The sequence below is a fragment of the Gemmatimonadaceae bacterium genome, assembly GCA_036496605.1.
Lineage (GTDB): Bacteria > Gemmatimonadota > Gemmatimonadetes > Gemmatimonadales > Gemmatimonadaceae > AG2.
In genome coordinates this window covers 270,964-284,286 of record DASXKV010000033.1, presented here as the reverse complement: position 1 = coordinate 284,286, position 13,323 = coordinate 270,964, and the positions used below count along the sequence as shown (strand labels likewise).

The window sequence follows — 13,323 nt, the reverse complement described above, 5'->3', positions numbered from 1 at the left end:
CATCCCAGACGCTAACTTCCGGCCATGTCGCTCTTCACCGTCGAAACGGCGAATCGAACCCTCCCTCTCGTTCGCAAGATCGTCGAGGACGTCGTGCGACAGCATCGTCTGTGGCGCGAGAGAATCCTGGAACTGGATCTGGTCGCATCCGCGGCGCGAGCTGGCGAGTCGCGCTCGCGCGCTGAGGAGCTGGAGCGTGACGCGCAGACTCTCGCGCGCGAGATCGAAGGCTTCCAACAGGAGCTCGAGCAGCTCGGGATTCAGCTCAAGGACCGCCGCCTCGGCCTCGTCGATTTTCCCAGTGAGATGAACGGTCGCCGGATTCTCCTGTGTTGGCGATTAGGGGAGCCAGAGGTCCAGTTCTGGCACGAGCTCGACGCCGGCTACGCGGGACGTCAGCCGCTATCGCCGTCCCTGGTCGGATGATCGCGTGGAGAGCGCCCGCGTCGAGCGCTGAGCGTACTTTCGAACACGCTCAACGTGCCCGCGCTCGACGCACAACGGTCAACGCACAACGCTCCACGCAATAATGAGAAACTTTAGATCGCCCGACGGGATCATCTGGAAAGTCGACGTCGACCTACCCGGGTCGAGCAACGCCATGGTCATCTTCCGGCACCCGAACGGCCTGAGCGCGCGCCTCGATCGGTACAACTGGTTCATCAGCCACGGTCCGGAAGCGCGCAGCGTGACGGCACGACTGATCCCGACGAAAGTGATGGAGTCGCTGAGCGATGTCGATCTGGCGCGCCTCTTTCGTCGATCGATGCCGATCTCGAGACCGGACTCGTTGCTGCCAGGACAGGCGTCCGACGGGTAGCGGGTCGTTGGCGGGTTGAGGGTATTGGGTAGAGGGTAGTAGAGGGTTGTGGGCAGAGGGCAGAGGGCAGAGGGCAGAGAGTTGCGCATCTACTCACAACCCTCAACCCTCTACCCTCTACCCTCAACCCTCAACCCTCTGCCCTCTGCGCTTTCCGCGAAAGACACATCGATCTCCGTCCCGTCGCGCGCAACGAGGACATTTGGAAATACCTGTCGCGCTTCGCGCTCGAGGTCCGACGCGTCGTGCGAGTAACGCGCGGAAATGTGCGTGAGCACGAGACGCCGCACGTCAGCGTCGCGAGCGACCATTGCCGCCTCACGCGCTGTGGAGTGTCCGGTCTCGATGGCGCGCGCGGCCTCTTCGTCGCCGAATGTCGCCTCGTGCACGAGCAGATCGGCGTCGCGTGACATCTCCGTCGTCGCCGCGCAGGGACGGGTGTCACCCGTTACGACGATTCGTCTGCCCGGACGCGTCGGCCCGACGAGCACCGATGGCTCGATGATTCGTCCGTCGGGCAGCGTCACGGCTTGTCCACGATGAATCTGTCCCCACTGCGGACCTTCGGGGATTCCAAGCTCGCGCGCGAGATCGGGGTTGAAGCGTCCCCTTCGTATTTCCTCTACTAGCGCATAGCCGAGCGACGCCGAACCGCCGTGGTCGACGGAAAACGGAATGAGGTCGTAGCCCGTGCGGCGGATTGGCTGCTCCGGCTCGACCTCGAGGATCTCCACCGGAAAGCTGAGTCGATCGAATCCGAATTGCTCCGCGCGTCGCAACACGCGTGCGCCGCCGCGCGGTCCCCACAGGCGCAGCGTGTCGAGCCGACCTTGCAGGGACATCGTGCGCAATAGGCCGATGATCCCAATGACATGATCGGCGTGAAAGTGAGTAAAGAAGACATCTGCGACCGCGAAGGACACGTGATACCGCATCATCTGACGCTGCGTCCCCTCGCCGCAGTCGAACAACAACGTCTCGCCCTCACGCATGATCGCGAGCGCGGCGACGTTGCGTTCCACGGTGGGGCGCGACGCGGCTGTCCCGAGAAAACGAAGCGAGAGCGACATGGTCTCGGAATATAAGGATGACGTCGGAGCACGCGGCCCCAGACTTGCGGCAGTGCGCCGAGCCTTGGAGAGGAGTTGCATGGCGAAGACGAATTCGAGAAGCGATGCACGACGCGGTTCGAAGCGTGCCACATCTCGGCGTGAAGGCGCGGCGCGCCAACCGAAGCCTCCGTTTCCGGCACAACATCAACCAAAGCCAGGACTCGAATCAGAGCTGAAGCCGCGACCGCGATACCAGGCGCCAGGTTATAGCGGCTCCGGAAAGCTCGACGGGCGCGTCGCACTGATTACCGGAGCTGATTCGGGGATCGGCCGCGCCGTCGCCGTGCTCTATGCACGAGAGGGCGCGGACGTCGCGATCGTCTATCTTCCTCGAGAGCAGAGTGATGCCGAGGAAACACGCGACGCCGTCAGCGGTGAAGGAACACGATGTCTGCTCATTCCGGGCGACGTTCGCGAGGCGGCATTCTGTGAGCGCGCGGTGAAGCGTGTCATCGACGAGTATGGCCAGTTGGACATCCTCGTGAACAATGCCGCGTTCCAGCAGCACCAGAAGTCGATCGAAGACATTACCGATGAACAGTTCGAGCGCACATTTCGCACGAACATCTTCGGCTATTTCTACATGGCGCGCGCGGCGCTTCCTCACCTGAAGCGTGGCAGTGCGATCGTGAATACGGGTTCGATTACTGGATTACAGGGTAGTAAGGAATTACTCGACTACTCGGCAACTAAAGGAGCGATACACGCTTTCACGAAGTCGCTCGCGCAGAGTCTCGTCGAGAAGAAGATCCGCGTGAACTGTATTTCACCCGGTCCGATTTGGACGCCATTGAACGTGGCCGACAAGAAGCCGTCGGAAGCAGCAAAGCATGGCAAGGAAACACCGATGGAACGTCCGGGTCAGCCCGAGGAGGTTGCGCCGGCGTACGTGTTCTTCGCCTCGAATGCCGACTCCAGTTACATCACCGGAGAGATATTGACGCTCCTCGGCGGCGAGACGACGGCAGCGTGATGGATCATGATCGTGACGCGCGGCACGTTGCGCATCTGGGGGTCCGTTGTTTGCATTTCACGCATGAGCCGTGGCCCGGGGGGGCCTCAAGTCCAGTGGCGATGTTCCGAGCACGCGTTGTGCTGGGAATCGCTAGAGGTTGCAAACCGTGTTAGAGACTCTTGGGAGGAGCAGGGATGCCGAACAGAATAGGCAACGACGATCGTAACGACGAAGCGATCGACCGCGATCGGTTGCGCGACGCGTCGAGCGACACGGACAACGACGTGCAAATCGGTGGCGGACGACGGAGCAATCGCGGTTTCGCATCCATGGATCGATCGAAACAGCGCGAGATCGCGAGCAAGGGCGGCAGAGCCGCGCACGCAAAGGGAACTGCACACGAATTCGATTCCGATGAAGCGCGCAATGCAGGACGCAAGGGCGGACAGGCGGTGAGTCAGAATCGCGAGCACATGGCGATGATCGGGCGTCGGGGCGGTGAAGCCCGCGGTCATTCGCGCGCGCACCCGTCTGCGCAGACGAACACGCAGGGCTCGACGACCGGCGGTGACGGCTCGACGCAGAATACGCGCGGCACGCTCACCGATCGTGAAGTCGGACTGCACGGCGCTGGGGCTGGGCCGGCAAATGGCGTGAGCGCGAACACCCAGGGCGTGCGCGGCACGAACAGTTCTCTTGGTGGCGAGTCGCGAATTGGCTCGTCGGGCGCCGCGGATCGCAGCGTCAATCACTAGAGAACTGGGTAGAGAGTCGAGAGCAGAGGGGAGAGAGCAGAGGGTAGAGAGCAGAGGGTAGAGAGCGGAGGGTTTATAAACTGCTAAACGCTGTCACCCTCTGCCCGCCACTCTCCACCCTCTACCAGTTTCTCGAATCGCTCCGCATCGATGTTCCCGCCGCTGACGATGATCGCGGCGGGAGTGGGCAGCGAGTGCACCAGGCGATGGAACACGGCGGCCGTGGCAACGGCGCCGGCGCCTTCGACGCGCGCCGCATGGTTGCGCCAGAGCCACGCGATCGTATGGCCGATCTGCGCCTCGCTCACGACGACGATTTCGTCGAGCGACTTCTGCCCGATCTCGAGTCCCGCTTCGTCGATCTGACCCGCGAGTCCTTCCGCAATCGTCGGCTCGTCATCGATCTCCACGACGCGTCCGGCCGCCATCGATCGTGCCATCGCGGCGGTTTTCTCGCTCTGCGCGCCAACGATGCGCGCGTCCGGCGCCACGGCGCGAAGAAGACTCGCACATCCGCCGAGCAACCCGCCACCGCCGACATTCACGACGAGCGACGCCATGTTCGGCAGGTCGCTCAGAATCTCGAGCGCGACCGTGCCTTGTCCGGCGATGAGTGCGTTGCCGAAGCACGGATTGATGAACGTCGCACCACGTTCCTCGGCAAATGCGAGCGCCGCCGCCATCGCGGCATCGTAATGCGGCTGTGAACTATCGAGCGTCGCCCCGAGTGCCGCGATCCCGTCGCGCTTTACTTGCGCGGCTGTACGCGGCACGAAGATCGTCGCTGGCGTGTTGAAGTACCGCGCGGCGTATGCGATTCCTAACCCGTGATTGCCGGCGGAGGAAGCGACAATGCCCCGCGCCCGCACGTCAGCAGGCAGCGACGCAATGGAGTTCATCGCGCCGCGCAGCTTGAATGAACCCGTGATCTGCTCGTTCTCGAGTTTGAGAAAGACGTCTCCCTGCGCGAGCTCGCTGAGCGCGACGCTTCGCACGAGCGACGTTCGTCTCACGAGATCATGGATGCGTCTGCTCGCGGCCAACACTTCAGTTGGCCGGAGATCCGCAAAGGAAAAGAAGGCGGTCGCGGGATCGCGGACGGAGCTTGGCGTGGTCATCGGGGTATGAAGGTACAGGTTCCTGGTGGTTGGTGGCGGTGACACCACCACAAATCACCAATCACCGTTACGCTGGTCGTACTGGTGCGTCCAGCTTGACGAGAGTGGGGAACGATCCGTAGATTGCCACGCAATCACGGCGGCCCCGCTCGCGGGGCCGTTTCCGTGTGCGGTGGAAAGACAGACGTCTCTTCGCCGGTCGGAAGCGGGGCTGTAGCTCAGCTGGGAGAGCGCTGCAATCGCACTGCAGAGGTCAGGGGTTCGACTCCCCTCAGCTCCATCGGCACCGAATACTTTGGCACACATTCTGGCATAGAAATGGCCAGAGATGGATCGTTGCCCGCCGCTGCTCGGTAGGACGGAGAGTTCCAATGACAGCGCGCGCGGCAAGTCCCCACGTCAGGTGACTCGCGCCGAGCGCGATCGAACGCCGCCACCCCCCGGGGTCAGCGGCGTTCGTCTTTTTCGGTCTCCGGCGCGAGCGACGTTCCAGGGCCGAGCGAGGGTGCGAGTGCGCGCGCGTCCGACTGCAGTGCCATGAACAGCTCGCGCAGAAACTGTTCTTCCTCGCGCTCCGTCCGATCGGCGAGATCGCTCATGGCGCCGGAGCCGAGCGAGTTGAGGAAACGCAAAATCGAGCTTTCCTGCACGGTTGCGTGAGCGCGCCGCTCGAACAGCGTTTGCGCGTTGGCGCTGTCGCGCACCCCGAGGTGGAAGATGACACCGGTGCCCTCGAACGGCCGCTCGAGCGGCGTTCGAATGAGGTGCACGGTGATGAATGGAAGCTTCCATTGCGGCTCACGCCGCGCGATGAATGTCCACGCGCGCTCGTGCGGCGTGTCGGTGACGATGAATTCGGTCGAGAGATCGCGGAGACCGACGGTGAACAACTTGAGCTTCGTCGTGAAGTCGATGTGCAACTCGAGCGTATCGGGACGGGTGCGCGGCGGCCCGTACAGCGGCGCCAGCCGGCCCTCCGCCGCACGATAGTGGATGCTAAACTGCCGATCGGCGCCGGTGACTTCGAACCAGATCACACCGCCGCGATCGTTGACCGCGAAGCGGTACTTGGCGGGATTCACATACTTGGCGATGTAGTCGGCGAACGCCGGATAGCGGGCTTTGAGACCGTCGGTATGGATGCCGATCGTCAGGCGTACGTCGCTCGTGCCGTCGCTGAACGGCGTCGCGCGGATCGAGTCGATCGAGAAGAGCGAGCCGAGCACCGCCGTGGCACGGGGCGTCGCCGCGCGATAGTCGGCGCGCAGCTCCGTGTCGGAGCCGCGCTCACCGGAGCCCAGCAACGCAGTGGTGAGCGCGCCGATCTCGGCGGCGCTCACGCTGCCAATCGCGAAATCGACGTTGGTGTCCCAGACGAACTCGTTAGGTGAGAGCCGCGCGAGCGTGATGACGTGGCGCGATTCACCGAGCCGGGACGGACGCGCGACGGCCGTACTGCTCGTGAATTCGTAACGCCCGTTGTCTGGTATCCCTTGTACGAGCAATGCGCGGAGGACCGGACTCGGTTCGCTCGTCCAGATCGCGCTGTCATCGAACACGCGCGACGGAACGAGTGCATTTCGATTGAGTCGATTACGCGCGAACTCGTATCTGGCGTCTCGCGAGACCTGCGAGTAGCGGATCGCCATTGCCCCGAAGAGCTGGTCGGCGTTTTTCTCGAGTGCGGCACCGCTGGGTCCGAGTCCGCGGAGTGCTTGCTTGCAGCCTGCAGCGCCGAGGAGCGCAGCGACGGACGCGACTGCGGTCGAGCGAGCGAGCGCGGGATGTAAGAGGCAGCGGACGCGAGTGTGCAAGATCAGACCGTACCAGCGTTTGCGGAGATCATGCACTCTTGATCGTGGGCGTGGGAGCGGTAGGCGCGCAGGTCGAACGGCTGCTCAAATCGCGCTGTTTTGCATGAGTTGCGCAAGCCCTCGGCCGCGCAATCGCCAGGCGTCGGCCATTCCGCGTTTCCCCTTCGTCTAGCGTCTGTCGACTCGAGGCGATTGCCGGCGGTGACGACAAAGCCTAACGCGCACGGCGATCCTCGAGCGAGGAGTAGACGGATGGAACCGCCTTGCCTTGCCCGCGGCTTGCCGGAGAGGGCGTTCGCGCAGCGCATGATCGGCCAAAATCGCATTGCCACGACGGAGTTAACCGCATTATTTTACAAATAGTTCTGCGAAAGCTTTGCCCCTTGGTGTAACTGGCAACACGTCTGACTCTGGATCAGAAGAGTCCTGGTTCGAGCCCAGGAGGGGCAACTCGGAGCCCGACTTCACGTTAGGTGAGGTTGGGCTCTTTCTCATTTACAGCAGTTGGTCTCGAGTTTGGTTTGCGGCTCGTGGTAGACAACTCAGGGCCGTTGCCGAATCAGGAACGCGTCAGGCTTGTTCGCATCGAGTGACCAATCGCTGGGCCCTCGATCTCTAGACACGACAGAGAGCGCGCGACGCGACGCGCGCGCGGACCCGCGGTCCTGACTTTGGTCTAATAGTGCCCGTCGACTTCGCAGGCGCATCCTGCAGACTCGATCCGCACGTGAGACCGGCCGTCACCGCTGGGGGACCGCGCATGTCCAGCTCGATCAACGACGCACGGCAGCGAGAAGTTCTGCCCATTCCCGACACCGCTGCACCGACAACGACAACGTACGACGCCAAAGATCCTGACGCGAAGTTCCCGCTGATCACTCCCCTCCGGCCGCCAACCGGAGCGCCTAACGTCCTCGTCATTCTACTCGACGACGTCGGATTTGGAGCCTCGAGTGCATTCGGAGGCCCATGCGACACGCCGACGGCGGAACGACTGGCACAAGGCGGACTCAAATACAGTCGTTTTCACACGACCGCTCTGTGCTCGCCGACGCGCGCGGCGCTCCTCACCGGACGCAATCACCACACGGTCGGCATGGGTGGGATAACGGAGGTCGCGACGTCGGCACCGGGCTACAACTCATTGAGACCAAGCAGTTGCGCGCCGTTGCCGGAGACGCTGCGCTTGAACGGCTACTCGACGGCGCAGTTCGGGAAGTGTCATGAGATCCCCGTGTGGGAGACGAGCCCGATGGGACCGTTCAACCAATGGCCGACCGGTGGCGGGGGCTTCGAGTACTTCTATGGCTTCATCGGCGGGGAGACGAACCAGTACCTGCCGTCGCTCTACGAGGGCACGACCCCAGTGGTGCCGACGCGAACGCCAGAGGAAGGCTACCACCTCACCGATGACATGACCGATAAGGCGATCGACTGGGTGCGCGAGCAAAAGGCGCTGATGCCAGATAAGCCTTTCTTCATCTATTTCGCACCGGGTGGTACGCACGCGCCGCATCACGTCCCGAAGGAGTGGTCGGACAAGTACAAGGGAAATTTCGACCGGGGTTGGGACACGCTGCGAAAGGAGATGTTCGCGCGCCAAAAAACACTCGGTGTAATTCCCGCGAACGCCGAGCTGACGGCGCGACCGAAGGAAATACCGGCGTGGGACGACATGCCTAACGATCTCAAGCCGGTGCTCGCTCGCCAGATGGAGATCTACGCGGGATTTCTCGAGCACACCGACCATCATGTCGGCCGGCTGATCGACGCAATCGCCGCGCTCGGTGCCCTCGACGACACGCTCGTCTACTACATCCTGGGCGACAACGGCGCGAGCGCCGAAGGGGATTTACACGGCTGCTTCAACGAGCTGGTCGTGTTGAACGGCGCGAATGCCCTGGAGAGCACCGAGTTCATGGTTTCGCGCATCGATGATTTCGGCACGCCCAAAGCGTACAACCATTACGCGGTTGGCTGGGCCCACGCGATGGACACACCATATCAGTGGACGAAGCAGGTGGCGTCGCACTGGGGCGGTACGCGCAATGGCACCGTCGTGCAGTGGACCAACGGGATCGAGGCACGTGGCGAGATCCGCAACCAGTTCCACCATGTGATCGACGTCGCGCCGACCGTGCTGGAAGCGGCGCGACTGCCCGCGCCGGCATTCGTCAATGGAGCACAGCAACACCCGATCGAAGGTGTGAGCATGTGCTACTCGTTCGACGACGCGAACGCGACAGAGCGGCACAAGACGCAATACTTCGAGATGTTCTGCAATCGCGGTATCTACCACAACGGCTGGACCGCAGTGACCCGGCATTCGACGCCGTGGGAGATGGGGGCCGCACTACCGCCTCTCGACGATGACGTCTGGGAGCTGTACGACACGAACACCGACTGGTCGCAGGCCGAGAACGTCGCCGACAAGTTCCCGGAGAAGCTCCGCGATCTGCAGCGGCTGTTCTTGCTCGAGGCCGACAAGTACAACGTGTTACCGCTGGACGATCGCCGCGCGGAGCGAGCCAATTCCGATCTCGCCGGTCGGCCCGTGCTGGTGAAGGGCACGACACAGATTCTCTTTTCGGGGATGCGGCGCCTCTCGGAGAGCTCTGTTCTGAACATGAAGAACAAGTCGCATTCGGTGAGCGCCGAGGTGAACGTTCCGAACAATGGCGGCGCTTCGGGCGTCGTGGTGGCGCAGGGCGGTGAGTTCGGAGGATGGAGTCTCTACTTCAAGGACGGGCACCTGAAGTACTGCTACAATCTCTTCGGGCTGAAGCACTTCTACGCCGAGAGTGAGTCGGTGGTCTCGCCCGGCACGCACAAAGTGCGCATGGAGTTCACGTACGATGGCGGGGGATTGGGGAGGGGCGGCAACGTGCAACTGTTCGTCGACGGCCATCCCGATGGGGCCGCCCGAGTCGACAACACGGTTCCGAACATCTTCTCGGCGGATGAGACGACGGACGTCGGCATCGATCTCGCCTCGCCCGTGAGCGAAGACTACTCGAACGGTGACAGCAAGTTCAATGGAGGGATTTCCTGGGTCCAGCTCGACGCCGAGATCGGCGACGGCGAGCACGTCGTATCGCCTAACGATCGTCTGCGGATCGCCATGGCTCGGCAATGAGGTTCGTCGGACGAGGAGCGCCGCTAGTCCGCTCGGCGGCAGACCAGGGGGCTGGACTATGAACGATGATCGACGATCAGAGGCCGTGGCATCTCGACGGCGATTTGTGCAACGAGCAGTCGCCGGTGCGATCGTGGGCATGGTCCGGCCATTGCCACATTGGGTGATCGTATCTAATGAGGAACCATCACGCGCCTACAGGACACCCGATGGCGCGATCGAGGAGATGCTCGCGGGAAATCGCCGGTTTGCCGGGAACCGGCTGAACTCGATCGAGCAGGACCTAACGATCCTCAAGGAACATACCGTCGACAAGCAAGAACCCTTTGCGGCCGTGTTGGCGTGCGCGGACTCGCGCGTTCCGGTAGAGCTGATCTTCGATCAGTCGATCGGCCACCTCTTCGTGACGCGAGTGGCGGGGAACATTGCGACACCAGAGATCATTGCCAGCCTCGAGTACGCCGTCGCGGTGCTCGGCATTCGCGCAGTCCTGGTGCTCGGCCACACCAACTGCGGCGCCGTGAAGGCGGCACTGAAGACCGAGACTGTGCCCGGGCAGATCAGCGCCTTGTATCCGCATCTTCGCCAGGCTGTGGAGCGTAGCGGCGGACAGATTGATCAGGCAATCCGAGCGAACACGCAGGTGCAGGCCGAGTTATTACGGAGCTCCTCGACCGTCATCATGGAGGCGGTGCGGAAAGGCACGCTCAAAGTAGCAGCCGGGGTGTACGACCTAGGCAGCGGCGTTGTAACTGTGTCGTGATCTGCCGAAGCGCGTGGACATTAGGCAGGCCCCAGTCTGGCCGCGTTTCTTCGACGGCTCACCGCCATGGTCAATCAAGTTGGTCTCGAGTCGGCCTTTTCGGTGCGGAAAGATGCCGTACTCGCCGTCTAGAAATACGGTGTTGACGCTCGTATCTCCTTGAGAACTCGGCACTTTTCAAAGTTTAGCGTTTATGCTGGGCTCGACTCTGGATCAGAAGAGTCCTGGTTCGAGCCCAGGAGGGGCAACTGAGAGCCCGGTAACGCGTTAGGCGTTGCCGGGCTCTTTCGTTATGCGTCGCGTTGGTCAGTTTCTATGTCAGTTTCTCACCCCGACGTGCTTTCCTTTCGCTTTCGTGGCTCCGCCGTGACTGCTAGCACGTCCGACGCTTCCGGGTGGTCGTAGCACCGGAGCATCGTATTCACATCGGACCAACCACCCGCTTGCATCACCGCCTTGAGCGCGTGGTGAGGCCGTTCCGAGCGCCACTTCCGGCGATACGGGTGACAGGTGCCGCCTTGCAGCTTCGTCAATTCGGCGTCCACCTCGGCCTTGCGAATCCACTGCGAGAGAAGCTCCGGTGGTGCGGACTCATTCGGCTCACCCTGCCTCGGAAAGACGAAGCCACCTACTGCGCCTAGTCGCTTTTGGAAGTCTCGAATCGTCGCAAAGAAGGTCGTCGGATAGGGAACAACCCATGTTTTTCCCTTCTTGTCGTGCTCGGCGCGCCACGTCACGCATCCCGACGCTGCATCAAAGTCCGACCATCGCAGCCCCATAATCGCCCCACGGCGTCTTCCCGTCGCTGCCAACAGAGAGAGGCCGAGTTCCGCGCGCACCCACGAGAGGTGACGCGATTCTGCTCGCCGACGCTCCTTCGCTCCTTTGGCGGTCTGCATTTCCAACTCGTACTTCCGTTGGAACAGCACCATCTGCTGTCGCGTGGCCTCGTAGCGCTCGTACGAAGCAACGGGGCGTTTGACATCATGCTCGCCCCGAATGCGAACGTATTGCAGCGGGTTCTGCTCGAGCCACCGCGTCCCCTGTGCCGTTGTTCGCGTGCAGGCCCGTGAAAGCATTTGCTTCAGCAGCTTGATGTCTGCCTGCACGGAGCGTTGGCGCACCGATTCGGTACGTTGGCCGTCGCCGTACGTGATCCCTCCTGCAGTCCGCCGTGCCTCGTACTGCCGCACGTCGTTCTCCGTCAGCGTACGCACCTCGCGATGGTCACCAATCACCGCCCGCAAAATGGCCATGCGGGTTTCCGCATCCGCTTTCGTGTGCTCGTGGTTGTCAAGAACATCGGTGACTCCTTGACGAACGCTTCGATCACATCGCCAAGTCGGACAACCGGACGCGGTTCCGGTGCATTTCCCGTAATCAATGCCGCGAGCAACTGCATCGCGATCCTGTGCGCTTCCGTCCGATCCGTCGTTCCAATGGACTTCCGGTCCTTCCGGCCACCCGGATAATGCACTTCCCGATAGAAACAACCGTCCTTCGTAATTTGAAACAGCGTGAGTCGCTGGCCACGACGACCGAGCGAGATCCGCCACGTTCCTTTCCTTGTTCGGCGCCACTCATCGCGGCGCTTGGGCCGCCGAGGGCTGAACAGCAAAGCAAGAGCGCGGCGATTTTCGATGTCTTGCTCACGCTATACTCTGTAGGCTCGACTGGCGGCGCGCGAGACGCAGCCGTGCTCTCACCGCTCGCTAACGACCACCGATGTCACGACCGACCAAACGACAGATCGCTGCTGCTGCGACCGTGCTGGCGCAGGACTGGGACGCGGACGGTACCAAAGCCGGTGCGTCTCCGGAAGCGTACGCCGAGTGGGGAGCAGGCATCGCCGACATGATCATCCACGACCCGCCGCCCGAAACACTCGTCGAGTACCTCGCGGTGCTCGAGGAGCAAATCTGCATTCCGCCTTCGAGCCACGCCAAGCGGACCGAATGGGCGCGACGGCTCGAAGCAGCCGTCCGCGGCGCTGGCCGCTGACGTGTGATGCCGTCCCGAGACCCCTGAAGCCTCGACAGAGTTTGCTCCATAGAGCTCAGCGGAGGTTGCAAGATGAAGAAGCAACTGGTTTGCAGTGCCGCCGCCACCATCGCCATATGCTACTCGCGAGCTCTCTCCTCGCACAGGACGAGCGGCCACCGCTGACCGTCGACGTCGCCGTGGGCGGCGGATATGGCTGGGGCGTCGGCGAGCGTCAGTTTCGCAGCAGCTTTGTCGCCGACGCGCTCGTCGCCTGGCGCGCGCACGCCGACGCCGGCGCGGGTGCCGTCATTGCAGGGAAGGTGGCTCGGCAAGGACCGGGCATGCAGTTGGCGATATGCCCCCGTGCGCAAAGCGGAAGCCAGCACTCACGCGCGCGTCGGTGTACTGAAGCGGAGCACTCCACCTTCGGCCAGGCTTCTGCTCGGGATGAACTCGACGTCCCATTGTCCATTGCGGAAGGCGGGAGCAGTCGAGTCGGCGGTGGCCTGTGCGCGCAACGGGTGCGCAACAAGTACGCAAGCGCTCACGAGGATGAAGTGAATCCGATGCCTGAGGACTCCGGTAGGAGAACGTCCGGCAGCATGCGAATGACATACAGCGATTGTCTGTCAGGCGAATAATGAGAACTTTAAAGTAGTCACTGCGTCTTTGGCGTCGTGAATCTCAACGGCTTAGCAGCGCGTCGAGTACTGCGTTCTGTTTGTTCTTCATTCTGTCCTCTGGTCTGGTTGATGGACGCGGGCAATGCACCGGCCACCGTGCGCGTCCGTCGCGGTGGCCGAGGGTGATGGAAATCCGATGTGGCGACGTAAGGATGTCGCCGGCGGCTTGGTTCATCTCACCGGA

Annotated in this window: 12 protein-coding genes and 2 tRNA genes; 10 read left to right on the top strand and 4 right to left on the bottom strand. The window is 62.5% G+C overall.

Annotation, left to right across the window (positions count from 1 at the left end):
* The first annotated feature begins 24 nt into the window (after positions 1-24).
* Together VGH98_13310 and VGH98_13305 are read left to right on the top strand one after the other, a co-directional pair.
* On the top strand, positions 25-426 hold the full coding sequence (locus VGH98_13310; protein ID HEY2376949.1) for a DUF2203 domain-containing protein: 402 nt from the start codon (positions 25-27) through the stop codon (positions 424-426).
* 103 nt (positions 427-529) lie between these two features.
* A complete protein-coding gene (locus VGH98_13305) occupies positions 530-820 on the top strand; it encodes a hypothetical protein (protein HEY2376948.1) in 291 nt (96 codons plus the stop codon).
* A 110-nt stretch (positions 821-930) separates the two neighbouring features.
* Here the strand turns inward: VGH98_13305 and rnz are convergent, their stop codons facing one another.
* On the bottom strand, positions 931-1,890 hold the full coding sequence (rnz, locus tag VGH98_13300; protein HEY2376947.1) for a ribonuclease Z: 960 nt from the start codon (positions 1,888-1,890) through the stop codon (positions 931-933).
* A 79-nt stretch (positions 1,891-1,969) separates the two neighbouring features.
* On the opposite strand from rnz, the gene VGH98_13295 reads away from it, so the two are divergent.
* On the top strand, positions 1,970-2,905 hold the full coding sequence (locus VGH98_13295; GenBank protein HEY2376946.1) for an SDR family oxidoreductase: 936 nt from the start codon (positions 1,970-1,972) through the stop codon (positions 2,903-2,905).
* A 176-nt stretch (positions 2,906-3,081) separates the two neighbouring features.
* Complete coding sequence (locus VGH98_13290; protein ID HEY2376945.1) at positions 3,082-3,642, top strand: KGG domain-containing protein; 561 nt, start codon at positions 3,082-3,084, stop codon at positions 3,640-3,642.
* Between the two features lie 83 nt (positions 3,643-3,725).
* Here the strand turns inward: VGH98_13290 and VGH98_13285 are convergent, their stop codons facing one another.
* Positions 3,726-4,760, bottom strand: coding sequence for a pyridoxal-phosphate dependent enzyme (locus VGH98_13285; protein HEY2376944.1), 1,035 nt, complete (start codon positions 4,758-4,760; stop codon positions 3,726-3,728).
* A 207-nt stretch (positions 4,761-4,967) separates the two neighbouring features.
* On the opposite strand from VGH98_13285, the gene VGH98_13280 reads away from it, so the two are divergent.
* Positions 4,968-5,040, top strand: a tRNA-Ala gene (locus VGH98_13280).
* Between the two features lie 166 nt (positions 5,041-5,206).
* Here the strand turns inward: VGH98_13280 and VGH98_13275 are convergent.
* The gene (locus tag VGH98_13275; protein HEY2376943.1) at positions 5,207-6,574 is read right to left on the bottom strand and encodes a hypothetical protein; all 1,368 of its coding nucleotides are present in this window, start codon (positions 6,572-6,574) and stop codon (positions 5,207-5,209) included.
* A gap of 377 nt (positions 6,575-6,951) precedes the next feature.
* On the opposite strand from VGH98_13275, the gene VGH98_13270 reads away from it, so the two are divergent.
* From VGH98_13270 to VGH98_13260, 3 genes are all read left to right on the top strand, one after another.
* Positions 6,952-7,024 (top strand) — tRNA-Gln (locus tag VGH98_13270).
* Between the two features lie 310 nt (positions 7,025-7,334).
* The gene (locus VGH98_13265; GenBank protein ID HEY2376942.1) at positions 7,335-9,710 is read left to right on the top strand and encodes an arylsulfatase; all 2,376 of its coding nucleotides are present in this window, start codon (positions 7,335-7,337) and stop codon (positions 9,708-9,710) included.
* Between the two features lie 85 nt (positions 9,711-9,795).
* Positions 9,796-10,473 carry a carbonic anhydrase gene (locus VGH98_13260; GenBank protein ID HEY2376941.1) on the top strand — a complete coding sequence of 226 codons (678 nt, stop codon included), beginning with the start codon at positions 9,796-9,798 and terminating at the stop codon, positions 10,471-10,473.
* 326 nt (positions 10,474-10,799) lie between these two features.
* Here the strand turns inward: VGH98_13260 and VGH98_13255 are convergent, their stop codons facing one another.
* On the bottom strand, positions 10,800-11,729 hold the full coding sequence (locus VGH98_13255) for a tyrosine-type recombinase/integrase (protein ID HEY2376940.1): 930 nt from the start codon (positions 11,727-11,729) through the stop codon (positions 10,800-10,802).
* A 469-nt stretch (positions 11,730-12,198) separates the two neighbouring features.
* Here VGH98_13255 and VGH98_13250 point away from each other — a divergent pair, with 469 nt between their 5' ends.
* Both VGH98_13250 and VGH98_13245 read left to right on the top strand, forming a co-directional pair.
* Complete coding sequence (locus tag VGH98_13250; GenBank protein ID HEY2376939.1) at positions 12,199-12,474, top strand: hypothetical protein; 276 nt, start codon at positions 12,199-12,201, stop codon at positions 12,472-12,474.
* A 116-nt stretch (positions 12,475-12,590) separates the two neighbouring features.
* Positions 12,591-13,097 carry a hypothetical protein gene (locus tag VGH98_13245; protein ID HEY2376938.1) on the top strand — a complete coding sequence of 169 codons (507 nt, stop codon included), beginning with the start codon at positions 12,591-12,593 and terminating at the stop codon, positions 13,095-13,097.
* The last annotated feature ends 226 nt before the right edge of the window (positions 13,098-13,323 follow it).

What these genes read in the sequence shown, in the direction of transcription:
- VGH98_13310 (HEY2376949.1), top strand. Translation starts at nt 25, where the DNA reads ATGTCGCTCTTCACCGTCGAAACGGCGAATCGAACCCTCCCTCTCGTT.
- VGH98_13305 (HEY2376948.1), top strand. Translation starts at nt 530, where the DNA reads ATGAGAAACTTTAGATCGCCCGACGGGATCATCTGGAAAGTCGACGTC.
- rnz (HEY2376947.1), bottom strand. Translation starts at nt 1,890, where the DNA reads ATGTCGCTCTCGCTTCGTTTTCTCGGGACAGCCGCGTCGCGCCCCACC.
- VGH98_13295 (HEY2376946.1), top strand. Translation starts at nt 1,970, where the DNA reads ATGGCGAAGACGAATTCGAGAAGCGATGCACGACGCGGTTCGAAGCGT.
- VGH98_13290 (HEY2376945.1), top strand. Translation starts at nt 3,082, where the DNA reads ATGCCGAACAGAATAGGCAACGACGATCGTAACGACGAAGCGATCGAC.
- VGH98_13285 (HEY2376944.1), bottom strand. Translation starts at nt 4,760, where the DNA reads ATGACCACGCCAAGCTCCGTCCGCGATCCCGCGACCGCCTTCTTTTCC.
- VGH98_13265 (HEY2376942.1), top strand. Translation starts at nt 7,335, where the DNA reads ATGTCCAGCTCGATCAACGACGCACGGCAGCGAGAAGTTCTGCCCATT.
- VGH98_13255 (HEY2376940.1), bottom strand. Translation starts at nt 11,729, where the DNA reads ATGGCCATTTTGCGGGCGGTGATTGGTGACCATCGCGAGGTGCGTACG.
- VGH98_13250 (HEY2376939.1), top strand. Translation starts at nt 12,199, where the DNA reads ATGTCACGACCGACCAAACGACAGATCGCTGCTGCTGCGACCGTGCTG.
- VGH98_13245 (HEY2376938.1), top strand. Translation starts at nt 12,591, where the DNA reads ATGCTACTCGCGAGCTCTCTCCTCGCACAGGACGAGCGGCCACCGCTG.